Below are 19,206 nucleotides of genomic sequence, written 5' to 3' on the forward strand. Positions count from 1 at the left end.
AACGAAAAGAACACGAGTAACCACCATGCCCTTTCGCCGTACCCTTCTGGCTGCATCCCTGGCACTTCTGATCACCGGACAGGCCCCCCTGTATGCGGCCCCCCCGTTGTCGATGGACAACGGCACCAACACCCTGACCGTGCAGAACAGCAACGCCTGGGTTGAGGTCAGTGCCAGCGCTCTGCAACACAATATCAGCACCCTGCAGGCCGAGCTGGCCGGCAAGTCCAAGCTATGCGCCGTGCTCAAGGCCGATGCCTATGGCCACGGTATCGGCCTGGTAATGCCATCGATCATCGCCCAGGGCGTGCCCTGCGTGGCGGTGGCCAGCAACGAGGAGGCCCGCGTGGTCCGCGCCAGTGGCTTCACCGGGCAACTGGTGCGGGTACGCCTGGCCAGCCTCAGCGAGCTGGAAGATGCCTTGCAGTACGACATGGAAGAGCTGGTGGGCAGCGCCGAATTTGCCCGCCAGGCCGATGCCATCGCCGCGCGCCATGGCAAGACCTTGCGCATTCACATGGCGCTCAACTCCAGCGGCATGAGCCGCAACGGGGTGGAGATGGCCACCTGGTCCGGCCGTGGCGAAGCGCTGCAGATCACCGATCAGAAGCACCTCAAACTGGTCGCGCTGATGACCCACTTCGCCGTGGAAGACAAGGACGATGTGCGCAAGGGCCTGGCGGCCTTCAACGAGCAGACCGACTGGTTGATCAAGCACGCGAAGCTCGACCGCAGCAAGCTTACCCTGCACGCCGCCAACTCGTTCGCTACGCTGGAGGTGCCGGAGGCGCGCCTGGACATGGTACGCACCGGTGGCGCGCTGTTCGGTGACACCGTACCGGCGCGCACCGAATACAAACGCGCCATGCAGTTCAAATCGCACGTGGCGGCGGTGCACAGTTACCCGGCTGGCAACACCGTCGGCTACGACCGCACCTTCACCCTGGCCCGTGATTCGCGCCTGGCCAACATCACCGTCGGCTATTCCGATGGCTATCGCCGGGTGTTCACCAACAAGGGCCATGTGCTGATCAACGGCCACCGCATACCGGTGGTGGGCAAGGTGTCGATGAACACGCTGATGGTCGATGTCACCGACTTCCCGGACGTGAAGGGTGGCAACGAAGTGGTGCTGTTCGGCAAGCAGGCCGGGGGCGAAATCACCCAGGCTGAGATGGAAGAAATCAACGGCGCGCTGCTGGCCGACCTGTACACCGTGTGGGGCAGTTCCAACCCGAAGATCCTCGTCGACTGAAACCGCCAAAGAAGGGAGATTGCCATGCGCTACGCCAAGCTTACCCAACGCATCGCCGGCGACGGGGCTGCGGCCTGGGACATCCACTACCGCGCCCTGGCGCTGCAGGCCGAGGGCAAGGACATCCTGCTGCTGTCGGTGGGGGACCCGGACTTCGACACCCCCGCGCCGATTGTCGAGGCGGCCATCGACAGCCTGCAGGCGGGTCACACCCATTACGCCGATGTACGCGGCAAGCTGGCCCTGCGCCAGGCCATCGCCAGGCGCCACCAGCAGCGTAGCGGCCAGGCCGTCGACGCCGATCAGGTGACGGTGCTGGCAGGGGCCCAGTGCGCGCTGTACTGCGTGGCCCAGTGCGTACTGGACCCAGGCGACGAGGTGCTTGTCGCCGAACCGATGTATGTGACCTATGAGGCGGTGTTCGGTGCCTGTGGTGCCAAGGTGGTGCCGGTGCCGGTCAGGCCGGAAAACGGCTTTCGGGTATGCCCGCAAGACGTGGCCGAGCGCATCACCCCGCGCACCCGCGCGCTGGCCTTGAACAGCCCGCACAACCCGTCGGGGGCAAGCCTGCCCCGTACTACCTGGGAAGCACTGGCCGAACTGTGCATCGCCCACGACCTGTGGCTGATCTCTGACGAGGTGTACAGCGAATTGCTGTACGAGGGCGAGCATGTCAGCCCTGCCAGCCTGCCGGGAATGGCCGAACGCACCGCCACCCTCAACAGCTTGTCGAAGTCGCATGCCATGACGGGCTGGCGGGTGGGCTGGGTGGTCGGTTCGGCCGAGTTGGCCGCCCACCTGGAAAACCTTGCCCTGTGCATGTTGTATGGCTCGCCCGACTTCATTCAGGACGCCGCCGTGGTGGCGCTGGAGCAGCCGTTGCCCGAGCTGGCCGCCATGCGCGAGGCCTACCGCCAGCGCCGTGACCTGGTGTGCGAACAGCTGGCCGGCTGCCCGGGCCTGAAGGCGCTGAAGCCCGATGGTGGCATGTTCGTGATGGTTGATATCCGTGAGACCGGCGTAAGTGCCCAGGCCTTTGCCGACCGCCTGCTGGACCGCCAGGGCGTGTCGGTGCTCGCCGGCGAAGCGTTCGGCCCCAGCGCTGCCGGGCATATCCGCCTGGGCCTGGTGCTGGGCGATGCGGCGCTGGTCGATGCCTGCCAGCGCATCGCCCGCTGTGCCGACGAGCTGAAACGGGAGTACGGCCATGCGTGAGTATGCGCGGCTGTACATCGATGGCGCCTGGCAGGTGCCGAGCGGGCAGGGCATGGCTGAGGTGTTCGACCCGGCCACCGAACAGGCCATTGGCCGGGTACCCTTGGGCGCCGAGGCCGATGTCGAGCGGGCGGTGATGGCGGCGCGGCGGGCCTTCGACGGCTGGTCGCGCACGCCGTCCAGCGTGCGCGCCGGGTACATCCGGGCATTGGTCGCACAGCTGAAAAACCGTGCGGCGAAAATGGCCGAGGTTATTACCGACGAGCTGGGCATGCCGGTGCAGTGGTGCCAGGCGGTGCAGGTCGAAGGCCCGATTGTGGGCCTTGCGCAGTACGCCGAACTGGCCGGGCTGATGGATGAGGTGCGCGAAGTCGGCAATTCGCTGGTGTACCGCGAGGCCGTTGGCGTGTGCGCATTCATCAACCCGTGGAACTACCCGCTGCACCAGATGATCGGCAAGCTGGCGCCGGCCCTGGCTGCCGGGTGCACGGTGGTGGTCAAACCCAGCCAGGAAACGCCGCTGCACGCGTTTGTGCTGGCCGAGATGATCGACGCCATCGGCCTGCCGGCAGGGGTGTTCAACCTGGTCAGCGGCCCAGGTGCCAAGGTCGGTGAAGCCCTCGCCCGGCACCCGCAGGTGGACATGGTGTCGTTCACCGGCTCGACCGGTGCCGGGGTGCGGGTGGCACAAGCGGCTGCGCCGACGGTGAAGCGGGTGTGCCTGGAACTGGGTGGCAAATCACCGTTGCTGATTACCGCCGATGCCGACCTGCACGCTGCGGTGCGCCACGGCGTGCAGGACGTGATGATCAACTCGGGGCAGACCTGCACGGCACTGACCCGCATGCTGCTGCCGGCCAGCCGCTACGCCGAGGCGCTGGAAATCGCCGAGGCCGAAACCCGCGCACTGGTCATGGGCGACCCGCGTGACCCGGCCAGTTTCCTCGGGCCGATGTGTTCGGCAGGCCAGCGGCGCACAGTGCTCGAGTACATTCGCCAGGGCCAGGAGGAGGGCGCGCGCTTGTTGTGCGGTGGTGATCACGGCGGCTTCGAGCGCGGGTTCTACGTGGCGCCCACGTTGTTCACCGACGTCGACAACCGCATGCGCATTGCCCAGGAAGAAATCTTCGGCCCGGTGCTGTGCCTGATCCCCTACGCCGACGAGGCTCAGGCGCTGGCGCTGGCCAATGACTCGCCGTTCGGCCTTTCCAGCGCGGTGTGGGCGGGCAGCCGCGAGCATGGCCTGGCGCTGGCGCGGCAGATACGGGCCGGGCAGTGCTTCATCAACGGGGGCGGGTTCAACTACCAGGCGCCATTCGGTGGCTACAAGCAGTCGGGCAACGGCCGCGAGTGGGGCGAAGAGGGCCTGGCGGAGTTCGTCGAGGTGAAAGCCGTACAGTGCTGAGCCACCGCTGCAAGACAACCTGTTTTGTGTAAGGAGAATGTTTGTGAATGTACTGATCGTCCACGCTCACCCCGAGCCGCAATCGTTCACCGCTGCCCTGCGGGACCAGGCCGTGGATACCTTCCGCGCCCAGGGCCACCAGGTGCAGGTCAGCGACCTGTACGCCATGGGCTGGAACCCGGTGGCCAGTGCCGATGACTTCACCCAGCGTGAGAACCCCGAGTACCTGGTGTATGCCCTGGAGCAGCGCCAGGGGGTCAAGCGCGGCGCCATTGCCGAGGATATCCAGCAGGAGCTGGACAAGTTGTTGTGGGCCGACTTGCTGGTGCTGAACTTCCCGATCTTCTGGTTCTCGGCCCCGGCCATGCTCAAGGGCTGGATCGACCGGGTGCTGGTGTCGGGGGTGTGCTATGGCGGCAAGCGTTTCTACGACCAGGGCGGGTTGGCGGGCAAGAAGGCGCTGGTGACCGTGACCTTGGGCGGGCGGGCGCACATGTTTGGCGAAGGGGCGATTCATGGCCCGCTGGAAGACATGCTGCGGCCGATACTGCGGGGTACGCTGGCCTATGTCGGTTTCGAGGTGCTACCGCCGTTTGTGGCCTGGCATGTGCCTTACATCAGCGCTGAGGCGCGGCAGGACTTTTTGCAGCAATACCGGCAGCGCCTGGAGCAGCTCTCGGACGACCAGCCATTGGTGTTCCCCCGCCTGGCCCAGTTCGATGAGGCGTTGTACCCGCTGGTGTGATCGCCTGTACTGGCCTCATGCCGGCAAGCCAGCTCCCACAGGGAAACCACAGTCCTGAGGCCTCGTGGTTTCCCTGTGGGAGCTGGCTTGCCGGCGATGAGGCCAGTTGCCTTGTTACAAGACTTACCTGCCCAAAAACGACCACCCACACATTCGGGGTATGTTGCCCCTCGGCAAATCCCTCGATAGTGAACCCATCGGCTCGTTCCGGAGCATTCACACGATGGAGTTGCCATGCGCAAGGTACTGAAGGTGATTGGTGGTCTGCTGCTGGCGTCTGGTGCCAGCCTGGCCCAGGCGGCAGAGGTGGACAACGCCAACACGCTACGGCTGTACAACTGGACCGACTACATCGGCGAAACCACCCTGGCCGATTTCGAGAAGGCCACCGGCATCAAGGTCATCTACGACACCTTCGACGGCTACGAAACGGTACAGACCAAGCTGCTGACCGGCCGCTCCGGCTACGACCTGGTCATGCTCAACGCCTCGCTGGTCCCCCCGCTGATCAGCGCCGGCGTGTTCCAGGCACTGGACAAGCAGCAACTGCCCAGCTGGCAAAACCTCGATCAGCAGGTGGTCAACAACCTGCAGGGATACGACCCTGGCCTGAAGTACTCGGCGCCCTATACCTGGGGCAGCTCGGGGGTCACCTACAACGTCGACAAGATCACCGCGCGCATGCCCGACGCACCGATCGGTTCGCTGGCCATGCTGTTCGACCCCAAGATCGTCTCGCGCTTCGCCGACTGTGGCGTCACCCTGATGGACGCGCCCACCGAGGTCATCCCGCTGGCCCTGCAGTACCTGGGCAAGGACCCGCGCAGCGCGTCGGCCGCCGACCTCAAGGCCGCCGAACAACTGCTGCTGGGCATCCGCCCCTACATTCGCAAGTTCGACTCGGTCAACTACCTCACCAGCCTGCCCAACGGCGATGTGTGCCTTGCGCTGACCTGGTCCGGTGACTACGCCACCGCCCAGGCCCGTGCGGTGGAAGCGAAGAAGGACATCAAACTGTCGTTCTTCATCCCCCAGGAAGGTTCGCTGATCTGGTTCGACAACCTGTACATCCCCAGGGATGCGCCGCACGCGGCCAACGCCCACCGCTTCATCGAGTTTCTGCTGCAGCCGCAGACCATGGCCAAGGTCACTGACTACATCCACTACGCCAACAGCAACGCCGCCGCCACCGCGCTGGTGCGTGACGATATCCGCCAGGACCCGGCCATCTACCCCGACGCACAAACCCGTGAGCGCCTGTTCGCGCAGAAAACCCAGAGCCCCAAGGACATGCGCGCCATCACCCGGGTCTGGAGCACGGTCAAGACCGGTTTCTGAACACTGCCCAAAAGTTCTCGCCAAGGAGCTGCCCATGGCCACCCCAAGCAAAGCATTCGCTAACGCCCACGACCCGCTGGTGGAGGCCGACAAGGCCCACTACATGCACGGCTACCATGTGTTCGACGAGCACCGCGAGCAAGGCGCGCTGAACATCGTCGCCGGCGAGGGCGCCTACATTCGTGACACCCACGGCAACCGCTTCCTCGATGCCGTCGGCGGCATGTGGTGCACCAATATCGGCCTGGGCCGCGAGGAAATGGCCCTGGCCATTGCCGATCAGGTGCGCCAGTTGGCGTATTCAAACCCGTTCTCCGACATGGCCAACGACGTGGCCATCGAACTGTGCCAGAAGCTCGCGCAGCTGGCACCGGGCGACCTGAACCACGTGTTCCTCACCACCGGCGGCTCGACTGCTGTCGACACCGCCTACCGGCTGATCCAGTACTACCAGAACTGCCGCGGCAAGCCACACAAGAAGCACATCATTGCCCGCTACAACGCCTACCACGGCTCCACCACCCTGACCATGTCCATCGGCAACAAGGCCGCCGACCGGGTGCCGGAGTTCGACTATCACCACGACCTGATCCACCACGTCTCCAACCCCAACCCGTACCGTGCCCCGCACGACATGGACGAGGCGGAATTCCTCGACTACCTGGTGGCCGAGTTCGAGGACAAGATCCTGTCGCTGGGGGCCGACAACGTGGCGGCGTTCTTCGCCGAGCCGATCATGGGCTCGGGCGGGGTGATCATTCCGCCCGAGGGCTACTTCCAGCGCATGTGGCAACTGTGCCAGACCTACGACATCCTGTTCGTCGCCGACGAAGTGGTGACCTCGTTCGGGCGCCTGGGCACCTTCTTCGCCAGCGAAGAACTGTTTGGCGTTACCCCCGACATCATCACCACCGCCAAGGGCCTGACCTCGGCCTACCTGCCGCTGGGCGCGTGTATCTTCTCCGAGCGGATCTGGGAAGTGGTTGCCGAGCCGGGCAAGGGCCGCTGCTTCACCCATGGCTTTACCTACAGTGGTCACCCGGTGTGCTGTACAGCGGCGCTGAAGAACATCGAGATCATCGAGCGCGAGCAACTGCTCGATCACGTCAAGGACGTGGGTGGCTACCTGGAGCAGCGCCTGCAGAGCCTGCGCGAGTTGCCGCTGGTGGGTGATGTGCGTTGCATGAAGCTGATGGCCTGCGTTGAGTTCGTGGCCGACAAGGCCAGCAAGTCGCTGTTCCCGGATGAGGTGAACATCGGTGAGCGCATCCACAGCAAGGCCCAGGCCCGCGGGTTGCTGGTGCGCCCGATCATGCACCTGAACGTGATGTCGCCACCGCTGATCGTCACCCATGCGCAGGTGGACGAGATCGTCGAGACCTTGCGCCAGTGCATCCTCGAAACCGCGCGCGAACTGACTGCGCTTGGCTTGTACCAAGGCCGATGAACCTGGCGCAAAGGGCTGTGCGGGGGCGTGCCTGGCAGGCTAGACTGCCGGGCATGACCCAGGCCACTCCCGACACCCCGCTTACCCTGACAATGGGCGCGCTGCAGCAATGGCATGCGGCGCTGCAGCGTGCGCTGGCCAATAGCGATACGCCCGAGGCGCTGGAGTATGTGGCTGCTGCCATCGGCCAGCTGGTGCAGGTTGAATCGATGATGATCAGCCTTGAGTGCCAAGGGCGGGCGCCGCAGCTGCTGTACCAGCAAGGCATCCCCGAGCTGCACCACGCCGCGGTGCTTGAGCGTTATTTCAGTGCCGGCTACCTGCTCGACCCATTCTGCCTGGCCGTGCAAAGCGGCTTGGCCGAAGGCTTTTACCACCTGCAGGAAATCGCCCCCGACAACTTCTTCGACAGCGACTACTACAAGGCCTATTACCTGGGCACCGGTTGCAGCGAAGACAGCTACTACATCGTCGACCTCAGCCCTGGCCGCAAGTTGTCGCTGAGCCTGTTCCAAGGTTACAGCGGCACGCCTCTGAGTGCCGGGCAGGTCGACCTGCTGCGGGCGCTGGAGCCCATGGTGCGGGAACTGTTGGGGCGTTATGCCCGGCATAACCTGGAGCCCGGCGCAGCATCGGCCGAACACGGCAGCCTGCAGGCGGCGTTCGACAGCTTTGGTTGCCAGGTGCTGACCGACCGTGAGCGGGAGGTGGCACACATGATCCTGCGCGGGCACTCGGTGAAGTCGACCGCGCTGGAGCTGGGCATCTCACCGGAGACGGTGCGCATGCACCGCAAGAACCTGTACCTGAAGCTGGAGATCAACTCGCAGTCCGAGTTGTTTGCACGGTTTATCGACTGGCTGCGCGGCGATCAATCGGGGCCGTGACGTTTCGCGTAAGCCTGCTCACGAAGCCGCCAGGCGGGCTTCCAGGGCGGCAATGTGCGCCTGGAGCCGTTCATGTTCCTGGCGCTCGGCGCTGATGTCTTCGAAAACGCTGATCAGGTGTTCCGGTTCGCCATTGCCACGGCGCTGCAGCGAGGTGCGGGCGCGTACCCAGATGTACTCGCCGTTCTTGTGGCGCACGCGTTTTTCCACTTCGTAGCGCTCGGTTTCACCGGCCAGCATGCGTTGCAGCAGTTGCAGGTTCTGCGTCAGGTCGTCGGCGTGGGTGATCTGCTGGAAGGTCATGCCGTAGAGTTCATCGGCGCTGTAGCCCAGCAACTCGCACAGGCTGTTGTTGACCCGCTGCCAGGTGCCGTCCGGGTCGATGTAGGCCAGGGCACCCCAGGCCAGCTCGAAGATCGCCCGGAAGCGTTCCTCGCTCTGGCTTAGCGCCTGTTGGGCCACCTGGCGTTCGGTGTTGTCCATGCTGATGCCAACCATCTTTACCGAGCGCCCGGCGCTGTCGCGCACCACTGTGGCGCGGGAAGAAATCCAGCGGACTTCACCGTCCGGGCGGGTGATGCGGAAGTCGCATTCACAGCCACTGCCGTCGGCCACCGCATCGGCGTACATCACCTGCATGCGCTGCACATCTTCGTCGGGCAGGTGCTTCCAGAAGTCTTCGTTGTGATGGACGGGCCAGCCATAGACCTGCTCGACGTTGGGCGAGTAGGTGACTTCGTCGCTGATCAGGTTCCATTCCCAGGTAACGATGCGTGCGCCTTCCTGGGCCAGCTTCATACGCGTTTCGCTTTCCATGATCTCGGCGGTCAGGCGCCGGCGCACGTCGGTCATCGGCAGCTCGACCACCTGCGGTTGCTGGATGTTCTGCAGTGCTTCGTCGCCATAGCGCAGCCAGATCCAGTTGACCTTGAGAAAGTCGGCCAGCTTGCGCAGGTTGTCGTAGTCGATCTCGCCGCCGCGGGTCCACTTGTGCACGGCGGTGCGCGAAATGCCCAAGGCCGTGCCCACGGCTTGCAGGGTCAGCTTGTGATGCTCGAGCAGTTCCTTGAGGCGGAAGGCGAAGCTGTTTTCCAACATCGGCAGGGTGTCCTGATCTGGGCCAAGAGCCTGCCAGTATACCCAAGCTGTCAACTTTTGGTTGACGAGGCTGCGGCTTTACGCGGTCAATGGGGGAGCGGCCTTGTGTCGCGAAAGGGGTGCGCAGCGCCCCCGACAATCTCTACCCCAACGCGAGATTGATGGGGGCGCTGCGCACCCCTTTCGCGACACAAGGCCGCTCCCACAGAAGCCGTGGTGACCTGGAAAACCTGTTAAAGGTCCAAGACCAGCCGCGCAGTGCGGGCGCGGGAAACGCACAGCATGATGCTCTGCTGCGCCGCTTTCTCTTCATCGCTCAGGTACTGGTCATAGTGCTCGGCTTCACCCTCAAGGATGGCCGTCTCGCACGTACCGCACACGCCTTCCCGGCACAGGCACTCGACCTTGGCAGCCTTGGACTTCTCGATGGCCTGCAGAATGGTCATGCCTTCTTCCACCTGCAGTTCCACGCCCGATTGCGCCAACACTACGGTAAAGGCACTGCCGGTGACCGGGGTGGCGGCAAACTGTTCCCAATGCACGCGCTGCTCGGCAATGCCGGCCTGGGCGGCGCAGGCGATGACCGCGTCGATCAGCGGTTTGGGGCCGCACACGTACAAGTGCGCTTGCTCGTCCAGCCCCGCGCACAGGGCGGCCAAATCAAGCTTGCGGTCGAGGCTGTCGATGTAGAACCGCGTGTTGGCGGCGTGCGGGCCTTTGGCCAGCTGGTCCTGGAACGCGCCGTGCTCTGGCGCGCGGAAGGCATAGTGCAGCTCGTAGTCGGCGCTACCGCCTTCCAGCTCATGCAGTTGCGCCAGGAACGGGGTAATGCCGATGCCGCCGGCAATCAGCACATGGCGGCCAGCCGAAGGGTCCAGGGCGAACAGGTTGTTGGGCGAGGAGATCGTCAGGCGGGTGCCGACTTCCACCTGCTGGTGCATGAACGCCGAGCCGCCCTTGGACTGTTCTTCCAGGCGCACGCCGATCTGGTAGCTGCGGGTGTCACGCGGGTCGCTCATCAACGAGTAGGCATTGCTGAACTGGCTGCCGTCGGCGCCTTGCATCTGCACGATGACGTGGCTGCCGCCGGTGAAGGCGGGCATCGCCGCGCCGTCTTCTCGGGCCAGGGTAAAGCGCTTGATCAGCGGCGTGGCGTGTTCCACGTCGGTTACGCGTACGCTGAACATTTCATAAGTGTTGGCCATGGTTCACCTCGACTGCCTGGGTGCGCGGCAGGCCCTGCCGCGCACCTTTACGTGCAAATAAACGTGGAGCGGTTGCCATCAATCGTCGAGGTGGGCCACGGCGATCAGGTTGTGGAAGTGGGCAATGCCGTGTTCACTCATGCCACTGCGCTCGCGGTCGGCCATGATCCGGCCCTGGCCACGGTAGCCGCGCGACTTCAGGCCCTTCTGCACGCTTTCGACCAGGCGCAGGTCTTCTGGGCGGAACACTTCGCGGTACCAGTCGATCAGCTTCTGCTGCTCTTCGGTGATTTCCTTGTTGAGGAAGTAGATGTCGTAGTGCTGCAGGGTGGTTTCGGCATCGACCGGGAACTCGTAGATCACGGTCATGAAGTTGGCCCCTGGCGGCACGTTGAACATGGTGCACGGCCAGGCCCAGAAGCCGGCGAACGACGGGTCTTTCACGTTTTCGTCGAACTTGAACGACTGCTCCGAAGGCTTGGCCAGGCCATATTGCAGGGTCCAGTTACCGTGCATGGTGTGGCTGTACTGGCCGACGTCGACCGAGTCGGAGAAGCCTGGGTGGGCCGGGGCGCAGTGGTAGCACTCCAGGTAGTTGTCGACGATCGACTTCCAGTTGGCCGGGGTGTCGCTGACGAAGCGCGCCGCCAGGTGCAGGTCGTCGATTACCGCGCAGGCTTCGCGCATGCGTGCTTGCATGCCTGGCAGCTGGTCTTCGACGGAGCCCGCATCCATGTCCATGTTGATGAAGATGAAGCCGGCGTATTCCTCGACGCGCAGCTGCACCAGGGTGGAGTTCTCTTTGTCGAAATTGACCACGTTGTCGCAGTTGCGGGCGTGGGCCAGTTCGCCGTCGAGCTTGAAGGTCCAGGCGTGGTACGGGCAGGTGATGACGTTCTTGGCCTTGCCGCTGCCGCTGAGCAGCTGGTGGCCACGGTGCGGGCAGACGTTGTAGAACGCACGCAGCACGCTGTCACGGCCGCGCACGACGATGATGCTTTCGCCAATCACGTCGCGGGTGATGTAGGCATTGTTGTCCGCCACTTCGCTGCGGTGGCCCACGCAAATCCAGCTGCGGGCGAAGATGGCTTCTTTCTCGTGTTCGAAGACCGCGGCCTTGGTGTAGAAATTGGCCGGGATGGTGAAGGCCTCGTCGGCGTTCGCACAGAAATCGGCGGGCAGGCGTTTGAAGTCGTTCATGACAGGTTTCTCACAAGCTCGGTTTATAGTTATTGGTTAACGCGTATCTGTTGGTTAACAGATCAGGCAAAAAATTTTGCAGCCATTTAAAGAGGCCGCGGTACGGCCCCTATGATTCAATCAATGCACGGCAGCAGCGCTGCGCGGGGCATGGTCGGCAGGTTGCTCACCGGCCATCCGTGCAGCCTCTTCTTCGATGACGTGGGCCGGTACCTGGCCGTAGTCGGCGATCATCCACTTGAAGAAGCCATATATCTTCACCAGCAGAATCACCATGAACGGGATTGCAGTGAGCACCACGGCGGTCTTCATGGTCGACAGCGAGGCCTTGGCGAACAGCATGGCCAGTGGCACCAGGGTCAGCACCACGCACCAGAACAGGCGGTGGGTGGGTGTCGGGTCGTCACCTTCACGCAGGTTGCGGGTGCTGGTGGCAGCCACCGCATAAGCCGCGGCGTCCATGTGCGAAGCACAGAAGATGGCCATGATGAACAGGTACACACCGAGGAACACCTGGCCCCACGGCAAGGCCAGCAGCAGGTGTGTCACGGCCGATTCGCCGCCTTGTTCGGCGAGCATTTTCGGCACATCCACGGCGCCGGTGATGAACTGGTGCATGCTGTAGCTTTCCAGCGCGCCGAAGAAGAACCAGCAACCGAAGCTGCCCCCCAGCAGCAGGGCCAGGACCACTTCCTTGATCTGCCGGCCGCGCGAAACGCGGGTGACGAACATGGCCACGCCCGGGGCGTACGACACCCACCACAGCCAGTAGAACACCGTCCAGTTGCGGGTAAAGGCACCGTCGCCCGCCGGGTCGGTGAACAGGCTCATGTGCACGTAGTTCTGGATCATCAGGCCAATCGAGTTGGCAGTGTTGTTGAGGGTGAACTGGGTCGGGCCCACCAACAGCACAACCGCGGCAAACACCAGCGCGCCGATGCACACCATCTTGCTCAGGCGCTGCAGGCCACCATCGATTCCGATGTAGGAGCTGAGCGAGAACATCACCGCCACGCCGCCGATCACCATCAATTGCACGGTGAACGTATCCGGGGTGCCGGTCAGGTCATGCAGGCCGCGGGTCAGGGTAGAGGCGGTGAGGGCCAGCGACACGGTCAGTGCGCCCATCATGGTCAGCAGGAAGATCAGGTCGACGGTACGGCCCACCGGCCCGGTGGCCTTGAAACCTGTCACCGCTTCGATAACCGAAGCCAGGTTCAGGCCGCTCTTCTTGCGTACATGGAAGTGGTAGGCCATGGCCAATGAGGCCAGGGCGTAGATCGACCAGGCGCTGATGCCCCAGTGGAAGAACGAGTAGCCCACGCTGTACTCGAGTGCCTTGGGGGTGGCCGCGGCGATGTTCAGGCCCGGGGTCTGGTAGTAATAGGCCCATTCCATCACGCCCCAGTAGAGGGTCGACGAACCCATGCCGGCACAGATGAACATGAACACCCAGGTGGCGGTGGCGTATTCAGGCTTGCCACTGCCCAGGCGGATGTTGCCGTACTTGCTGAAGGCCAGGTACAGCACGGCCAGGGTACTGCCAAACACCAGCACCTGCACGCTGGTACCGAAGGTGCGGGTGGACAGCTCGAACAACTGGTTGGCGGCGCTTTCAGCCTGGGCGGGGAAGGCTGCAAGGCCTATCACGGTGAGCAGTACGGCGATCAGGCTCACGGTAATCAGGAATACATCAATCTTTTTATTCTTGTGCGACATCATCGTCTCCTGGACGTTGGCGTACTTGTTATACCCGGCAGGCATCCGGGGTGTTGCGGTACCACTCCTTCCTTGGCTGTTAACTACAAGTTAACTAATATCTAATGGTTAACAGATTTTGCATACAATCCACGCCGCTCGCAAGAGGCAAAGGGCCGATTGTCAGACACTTCTGACAATCGGCCCCAGGTACATCAGGCTTCGATCAGCGCGGTGATGGCCTGGCCCACTTGCTGGGTAGACTGCTGGCCACCCATGTCGCGGGTTACGTCACCGGCGGCGATGACCTGCTCGATGGCTTTGAGGATGTCATCATGGGCAGCGCGGTAGCGTGGGTCGGTGCCTTCGTTGCCGAGGAAATCGAGCATGAGCGCACCGGACCAGATCATCGCGATCGGGTTGGCGATGTTCTTGCCGTAGATGTCCGGGGCCGAGCCGTGCACCGGCTCGAACAGCGACGGGAACTTGCGCTCGGGGTTCAGGTTGGCCGATGGCGCGATGCCGATGGTGCCGGCGCAGGCCGGGCCGAGGTCGGACAGGATGTCGCCGAACAGGTTCGAGGCCACGACCACATCGAAGCGGTCTGGTTGCAGTACGAAGCGGGCGCAGAGGATATCAATGTGCTGCTTGTCCCAGCTGATTTCCGGATAATTGGCTGCCATTGCGGCGGTGCGTTCGTCCCAGTACGGCATGCTCACGGCCATGCCGTTGGACTTGGTGGCCGAGGTGACGTGCTTGCGCTCGCGGGTCTGGGCCACTTCGAAGGCATACTTGAGAATGCGGTCGACGCCACGGCGGGTGAACACCGATTCCTGCAGCACGAACTCGTTCTCGGTGCCTTCGAACATGCGCCCGCCCAGCGACGAGTACTCGCCTTCGGTGTTTTCGCGGATGACCACGAAGTCGATGTCGCCGGGTTCACGACCAGCCAGCGGGCAGGGTACGCCGGGGAACAGGCGCACCGGGCGAATGTTCACGTACTGGTCGAAGTCGCGGCGGAACTTGAGCAGCGAACCCCACAGCGAGATGTGGTCCGGCACTTTGTCTGGCCAGCCAACGGCACCGAAGTACAGGGCGTCGAAACCTTTGAGCTGTTCGAACCAGTCGTCCGGCATCATCTTGCCGTGGGCCAGGTAGTAGTCGCAGCTGGCCCACTCGAAGAACTCGAAGCTGATGTCCAGGCCATGCTTGCGCGCAGCGGCCTCGACCACCCGAATGCCTTCAGGCAGTACTTCGTTGCCGATGCCGTCGCCTGGGATTGCCGCGATTCTGAAGGTCTTGCTCATGGGGTGCACTCGTTGTCTAGGGAACAGGTGCTGGTCATGCTATAAGGGCTTGGTCCGGAGATAATCTGGCCAATCATGGATTCTTGGAACACGATACGTGAATAATCTGCCCAGCCTCGACGACCTCAATATCTTCCTGCAAGTGGCCAAGCGCGCCAGCTTCGCGGCCGTGGCCGACGAGCTGGGCATGTCGGCGGCGTACATCAGCAAGCGCATTCGCATGCTTGAGCAAAACCTGGAAGTGCGCCTGTTGCACCGCACCACCCGGCGGGTGACGGTGAGCGAGGAGGGCGAGCGGGTGTATCAATGGGCATTGCAGATATTCGACGCCGTGCAGCGCATGGGCGATGACATCAGTGCCCAGCACCGCGAGCCGGCCGGGCAGTTGCGCATTGCCAGCAGCCTGGGGCTGGGCCGGCGCTTCGTGGCGCCGGCTCTGTCGGAGTTGGCCGAGCGCTACCCGCGGCTGGACATTCGCCTGGATGTGCACGACCGCCTGGTGGACCTGATTGCCGAAGGTGTCGACCTGGACATCCGCGTGGGCAACGCCATCGCCCCCAACCTGATCGCCAAGCCGCTGGCCCGAAACCGCCGTGTACTGTGCGCCGCCCCGGCGTACCTGGCGCGGCGCGGCACGCCCAAGGTGCTGGGCGACCTGGGCAGCCACGACTGCCTGGTGATCAAGGAGCGCGACCACCCGTTCGGCGTGTGGCAACTGATGGGTCCGCTGGGTGAAGAAAGCGTGCGGGTGACCGGCGGCCTGTCGACCAACCATGGCGAAGTGGCGCACCAGTGGTGCCTGGACGGGCGCGGGATACTGCTGCGTTCATGGTGGGACGTGCACGACAGCTTGCAGGACGGGCGCCTGGTGCAGGTGTTGGAGGCTTATCACCAGCCGGCGGACATCTGGGCGGTGTACACCTCGCCGCTGGCCAGTTCGGCCAAGGTGCGGGTGGCGGTGGACTTTTTCCGCCAGTACTTTGCCGAGCGCTACAGCTTGCCGGAGTAGGCTGCACCCAAATCATGCGCGGTCTGCTTTTGATTTTTTGTGGGATCAACTGTCTTGCACCATCAATCAGGCTAACGCATGACCCGGTAGGAGCAGCCTTGTGCTGCGAAGAGGCCGGTAAGGCTGAAGATTATCTTCGGTTGCAATGGCCTCTTCGCAGCACAAGGCTGCTCCTACAAAAATCAAAAGCGCAGCGCGGTGGGTTTCAGGGCACGGGTATTCGGGAAACCGCCTTCACTTCGCGCAACGCCAGGCTCGACTGGATCGAGGCAATGCCTGGCTGACGGCGCAACACCTCTTCCACGAATCGCCCATAACTCTCCAGGTCATTTGCCAACACCGTCAGCACATAGTCAGCCTCGCCGGTCACCTTGTGGCAGGACAGCACCTGCGGCAGCTTCAGGATCACCTGCTCGAACTCATCCGGTGCGTTGGCCGAATGGTTGCCAAAGCGCACCTGGGCAAACGCCATCACGTCGTAGCCCAGCTTCCTGCGGTCGAGGTTGGCCTGGTAATCCTTGATGATGCCCAGCTCCTCCAGCCGTTTGCGCCTGCGCCAGCAGGGCGTCACGGTCATCGACAAACGCTCGCCCAGCGCAGCGCTCGACAGGGTGCCGTCCTCCTGCAAAAGGCGCAGCAGCTCGCGGTCGGTGTCGTCCAGTTGTTCAATAGCAAAGGCTTTGCTCATAGGTGGCCAACCTTGTGAATGCTTTGCTCAAGCATCCAGTTTGATTGAGCATAAAGCAAAGCATTTTCACCGCTCTGTCGCGAAAATTGGTTATCCGGTAACCCCTTGAAAAAGGACATTCGTGTGCTGACAGTATTTAGCAACAACCACCGCTTGCACCATGGCTCGGAACTCAAGGACGGCGCCATTACGCCATCGTTCGAAAACCCCCAGCGTGCCGACACCGTGCTGGCCCGGGTGCACAGCACCGGCCTTGGCGATGTCATTGCCGAACAGGCCTTCGACCGTGGCTGCTACGTGGCGGCGCACAGCGAGCGCTATGTAAGCTTCCTGGAAAACGCCTGGTCGGAATGGGCCGATACCGGCAAAACCCACGATGCGCTGCCGCTGGTGTGGCCAGTGCGCGACCTGGCCATTGACCGTGAGCCCGGCTTCATCGACGGCAAGCTGGGCTTCTATGCCATGGACGCGGGGGCCCCGATCACCGCCGGCACCTGGGAGGCGGTGCGCAGCAGCGCCAACGTTGCCTTGACCGGCATGCAGCGCATCATCGACGGTGCCGACAGCGCCTTCGCCCTGTGCCGCCCACCGGGGCACCATGCAGCACGGGAATACATGGGCGGCTACTGCTACCTGAACAACGCCGCCATCGCAGCCGAGCGCTGCCTGAGCCAAGGCGCCAAACGCGTTGCCGTGCTGGATGTGGACTTCCACCACGGCAACGGCACACAGAACATCTTTTACGATCGCCCCGATGTGTTCTTCGCCTCCCTGCATGGCGACCCGCACGTGTCCTACCCGTACTTTTCCGGCTACGCCCATGAACAAGGCACAGGCGCTGGCGAGGGTTTCAACGCCAATTACCCGATGGGCAAGGGCACGCGCTGGGCCCAGTACCAGCCGGCTTTGCAGGATGCACTCAAGCGCATTGTCGCGCACAAGCCGCAGTTTCTGGTTGTGTCGCTGGGGGTCGACACCTTCGAGGATGACCCGATCAGCCACTTCAAGCTCACCAGCGAAGACTTCCTGCGCATGGGCGCCGAGATCGCCAGTGCGGGTATCCCGACCCTGTTCGTGATGGAAGGCGGCTACATGGTCGACGAAATCGGCATCAACGCCGTGAACACCCTGCAAGGGTTCGAAAGCGCGCGCTAACCCGCGTAACCAGCCGTGGCGAAGCCTGTAAAGGGCTTTGTTACGGCACCGCGACATGTGACAGGCCAACAATAACAAGAGATCGCCATGCAAGACATGCCCGCAAGCCTTGAGCAAAGCAAACCGGTAACGCCCGACCGTGAAGGGCACCTGCAACGCACACTGGAAAACCGCCACATTCAGCTGATTTCCATAGGCGGCGCCATCGGCACCGGCCTGTTCATGGGCTCCGGCAAGGTGATCGCGCTGTCCGGCACCTCGATTCTGCTGGTGTACGCCATCCTCGGGTTTTTCGTGTTCTTCGTCATGCGCGCCATGGGCGAGCTGCTGTTGTCCGACCTGCGCTTCAAGTCGTTCGCCGACATCGTTGCCCATTACCTGGGGCCGCGCGCCGGCTTTGTGCTGAGCTGGTCGTACTGGCTGAGCTGGAGCGTGGCGGTGGTCGGCGACGTGGTCGTGGTGGCCGGGTTCTTCCAGTACTGGTACCCCGATGCACCGGCCTGGCTACCCGCGTTCTTCACCCTGTTCGTGCTGCTGGGGCTGAACATGCTGGCGGTGCGGATTTTTGGCGAGGTGGAGTTCTGGTTCGGCATCATCAAGATCGTCGCCATCGTGCTGTTGATCATCACAGCGGCGGTGATGATCGCCACCTCCTATACCTCACCCAATGGCGTGGTTGCTTCGCTGTCGAACGTGGTCGCGCCGGGCGCCGTGCTCCCCCATGGCATCAGCGGGTTCTTTGCCGGCTTCCCGATTGCCGTGTTTTCCTTTGCCGGCACCGAACTGATCGGCACCACCGCCGCCGAGGCAAAGAACCCGCATCGCTCGCTGCCCAAGGCCATCAACACTATCCCCTTGCGCATTCTGCTGTTCTACATCCTGGCGCTGGTGTGCATCATCAGCGTGGTGTCGTGGGCCGAGGTGCCGGCCAACCGCAGCCCCTTCGTCGAGCTGTTCCTGCTGGCCGGCTTCCCCGCGGCGGCCGGCATGATCAACTTCGTGGTGCTGACCTCGGCAGCCTCTTCGGCCAACAGCGGTGTCTACTCGGGCTGCCGGATGCTGTTCGGGCTGGCCGAGCGGCGTAACGCGCCGGCCCTGTTCGCCAGGCTTTCGGCGTTGAGCGTGCCGGTGTACAGCCTGGTGTTTTCCGGCGTGTGCATGCTGATCGGGTTGAGCCTGCTGTTCATCATCCCGGAGGTGATGACGGTGTTCACGCTGATTTCCACCGTGTCGGCAATCCTGGTGATCTTTACCTGGTCGATGATCCTTGCGGCGTACCTTGCCTATCGCAAACGCAACCCGACTGCGCACGACGCCTCGGCGTTCAAGTTGCCGGGCGGGGTGCCGATGGCCATCACCACCCTGGGTTTCCTCGGCTTTGTGCTGGTGCTGCTGGCGCTGCAGCCGGATACCCGGTTGGCGCTGTGCGTGATGCCGTTGTGGTTCGTGTTCCTGCTGCTGGCCTACCGCCGCCGCGCTCAAGCACATTCCTGAGCACAACACATACCCTGTGGGAGCGGGCATGCCCGCGAAGCAGGCGACTCGGTGGATGGC

At 63.3% G+C, this 19,206-nt stretch carries 16 protein-coding genes; 10 read left to right on the plus strand and 6 right to left on the minus strand.

Translation table 11 applies throughout. The annotated features are described in order from the left end of the window. Positions 1-25 precede the first annotated feature (25 nt). The 7 genes from alr to SB756_RS03775 all read left to right on the plus strand — a co-directional run bounded on the left by alr (position 26) and on the right by SB756_RS03775 (position 8,292). Entirely contained in the window at positions 26-1,255 is a 1,230-nt protein-coding gene (gene alr / locus SB756_RS03745; protein ID WP_410910202.1) for an alanine racemase, read from the plus strand. Between the two features lie 24 nt (positions 1,256-1,279). Next, positions 1,280-2,470, plus strand: a complete 1,191-nt coding sequence (locus tag SB756_RS03750; protein WP_341798413.1) for a pyridoxal phosphate-dependent aminotransferase — start codon at positions 1,280-1,282, stop codon at positions 2,468-2,470. After that, positions 2,463-3,875: an aldehyde dehydrogenase family protein gene (locus SB756_RS03755; protein ID WP_341798414.1), complete on the plus strand. Its 1,413-nt coding sequence runs from the start codon at positions 2,463-2,465 to the stop codon at positions 3,873-3,875. Before SB756_RS03750 ends, SB756_RS03755 begins: the two co-directional genes overlap by 8 nt. A 43-nt stretch (positions 3,876-3,918) precedes the next feature. Continuing rightward, on the plus strand, positions 3,919-4,620 hold the full coding sequence (locus tag SB756_RS03760) for an NAD(P)H-dependent oxidoreductase (RefSeq protein WP_341798415.1): 702 nt from the start codon (positions 3,919-3,921) through the stop codon (positions 4,618-4,620). 234 nt (positions 4,621-4,854) lie between these two features. Beyond that, entirely contained in the window at positions 4,855-5,958 is a 1,104-nt protein-coding gene (locus tag SB756_RS03765; protein WP_341798416.1) for a polyamine ABC transporter substrate-binding protein, read from the plus strand. Between the two features lie 34 nt (positions 5,959-5,992). Beyond that, entirely contained in the window at positions 5,993-7,405 is a 1,413-nt protein-coding gene (locus tag SB756_RS03770) for an aminotransferase (RefSeq protein ID WP_410910203.1), read from the plus strand. Positions 7,406-7,458: 53 nt separating this feature from the next. Next, positions 7,459-8,292, plus strand: coding sequence for a response regulator transcription factor (locus SB756_RS03775; RefSeq protein ID WP_341798418.1), 834 nt, complete (start codon positions 7,459-7,461; stop codon positions 8,290-8,292). An 18-nt stretch (positions 8,293-8,310) separates the two neighbouring features. Here SB756_RS03775 and SB756_RS03780 read toward each other — a convergent pair whose 3' ends face one another. The 5 genes from SB756_RS03780 to SB756_RS03800 all read right to left on the minus strand — a co-directional run bounded on the left by SB756_RS03780 (position 8,311) and on the right by SB756_RS03800 (position 14,800). Continuing rightward, positions 8,311-9,390 (minus strand): PAS domain S-box protein, encoded by a 1,080-nt coding sequence (locus tag SB756_RS03780; protein WP_410910204.1) that lies wholly within the window; start codon positions 9,388-9,390, stop codon positions 8,311-8,313. A 233-nt stretch (positions 9,391-9,623) separates the two neighbouring features. Next, positions 9,624-10,595, minus strand: coding sequence for a PDR/VanB family oxidoreductase (locus SB756_RS03785; RefSeq protein ID WP_410910205.1), 972 nt, complete (start codon positions 10,593-10,595; stop codon positions 9,624-9,626). A 78-nt stretch (positions 10,596-10,673) separates the two neighbouring features. Then, positions 10,674-11,795, minus strand: a complete 1,122-nt coding sequence (locus SB756_RS03790; RefSeq protein WP_410910206.1) for an aromatic ring-hydroxylating oxygenase subunit alpha — start codon at positions 11,793-11,795, stop codon at positions 10,674-10,676. A 120-nt stretch (positions 11,796-11,915) separates the two neighbouring features. Next, complete coding sequence (locus SB756_RS03795; RefSeq protein WP_049274213.1) at positions 11,916-13,514, minus strand: BCCT family transporter; 1,599 nt, start codon at positions 13,512-13,514, stop codon at positions 11,916-11,918. Positions 13,515-13,708: 194 nt separating this feature from the next. Then, a complete protein-coding gene (locus SB756_RS03800; protein WP_016499198.1) occupies positions 13,709-14,800 on the minus strand; it encodes a tartrate dehydrogenase in 1,092 nt (363 codons plus the stop codon). A gap of 97 nt (positions 14,801-14,897) precedes the next feature. Here SB756_RS03800 and SB756_RS03805 point away from each other — a divergent pair, with 97 nt between their 5' ends. Then, positions 14,898-15,809, plus strand: a complete 912-nt coding sequence (locus tag SB756_RS03805; RefSeq protein ID WP_410910207.1) for a LysR substrate-binding domain-containing protein — start codon at positions 14,898-14,900, stop codon at positions 15,807-15,809. Positions 15,810-16,014: 205 nt separating this feature from the next. Here SB756_RS03805 and SB756_RS03810 read toward each other — a convergent pair whose 3' ends face one another. Beyond that, complete coding sequence (locus SB756_RS03810; RefSeq protein ID WP_016499200.1) at positions 16,015-16,497, minus strand: Lrp/AsnC family transcriptional regulator; 483 nt, start codon at positions 16,495-16,497, stop codon at positions 16,015-16,017. Between the two features lie 123 nt (positions 16,498-16,620). Between SB756_RS03810 and SB756_RS03815 the strand changes: the two genes are divergently transcribed. Continuing rightward, positions 16,621-17,652: a histone deacetylase family protein gene (locus SB756_RS03815; protein WP_410910208.1), complete on the plus strand. Its 1,032-nt coding sequence runs from the start codon at positions 16,621-16,623 to the stop codon at positions 17,650-17,652. A gap of 87 nt (positions 17,653-17,739) precedes the next feature. Beyond that, the gene (locus SB756_RS03820; RefSeq protein ID WP_410910209.1) at positions 17,740-19,146 is read left to right on the plus strand and encodes an amino acid permease; all 1,407 of its coding nucleotides are present in this window, start codon (positions 17,740-17,742) and stop codon (positions 19,144-19,146) included. Positions 19,147-19,206: the final 60 nt, after the last annotated feature.

Origin of the sequence: Pseudomonas sp. SIMBA_068, assembly GCF_046534705.1 — a bacterium.
Taxonomy (GTDB): domain Bacteria; phylum Pseudomonadota; class Gammaproteobacteria; order Pseudomonadales; family Pseudomonadaceae; genus Aquipseudomonas; species Aquipseudomonas putida.

Coding starts and splice junctions, on each gene's coding strand:
- SB756_RS03755 (WP_341798414.1), top strand. CDS start 2,463: ATGCGTGAGTATGCGCGGCTGTACATCGATGGCGCCTGGCAGGTGCCG.
- SB756_RS03810 (WP_016499200.1), bottom strand. CDS start 16,497: ATGAGCAAAGCCTTTGCTATTGAACAACTGGACGACACCGACCGCGAG.
- SB756_RS03780 (WP_410910204.1), bottom strand. CDS start 9,390: ATGTTGGAAAACAGCTTCGCCTTCCGCCTCAAGGAACTGCTCGAGCAT.
- SB756_RS03785 (WP_410910205.1), bottom strand. CDS start 10,595: ATGGCCAACACTTATGAAATGTTCAGCGTACGCGTAACCGACGTGGAA.
- alr (WP_410910202.1), top strand. CDS start 26: ATGCCCTTTCGCCGTACCCTTCTGGCTGCATCCCTGGCACTTCTGATC.
- SB756_RS03820 (WP_410910209.1), top strand. CDS start 17,740: ATGCAAGACATGCCCGCAAGCCTTGAGCAAAGCAAACCGGTAACGCCC.
- SB756_RS03765 (WP_341798416.1), top strand. CDS start 4,855: ATGCGCAAGGTACTGAAGGTGATTGGTGGTCTGCTGCTGGCGTCTGGT.
- SB756_RS03750 (WP_341798413.1), top strand. CDS start 1,280: ATGCGCTACGCCAAGCTTACCCAACGCATCGCCGGCGACGGGGCTGCG.
- SB756_RS03800 (WP_016499198.1), bottom strand. CDS start 14,800: ATGAGCAAGACCTTCAGAATCGCGGCAATCCCAGGCGACGGCATCGGC.
- SB756_RS03795 (WP_049274213.1), bottom strand. CDS start 13,514: ATGTCGCACAAGAATAAAAAGATTGATGTATTCCTGATTACCGTGAGC.
- SB756_RS03770 (WP_410910203.1), top strand. CDS start 5,993: ATGGCCACCCCAAGCAAAGCATTCGCTAACGCCCACGACCCGCTGGTG.
- SB756_RS03775 (WP_341798418.1), top strand. CDS start 7,459: ATGACCCAGGCCACTCCCGACACCCCGCTTACCCTGACAATGGGCGCG.
- SB756_RS03790 (WP_410910206.1), bottom strand. CDS start 11,795: ATGAACGACTTCAAACGCCTGCCCGCCGATTTCTGTGCGAACGCCGAC.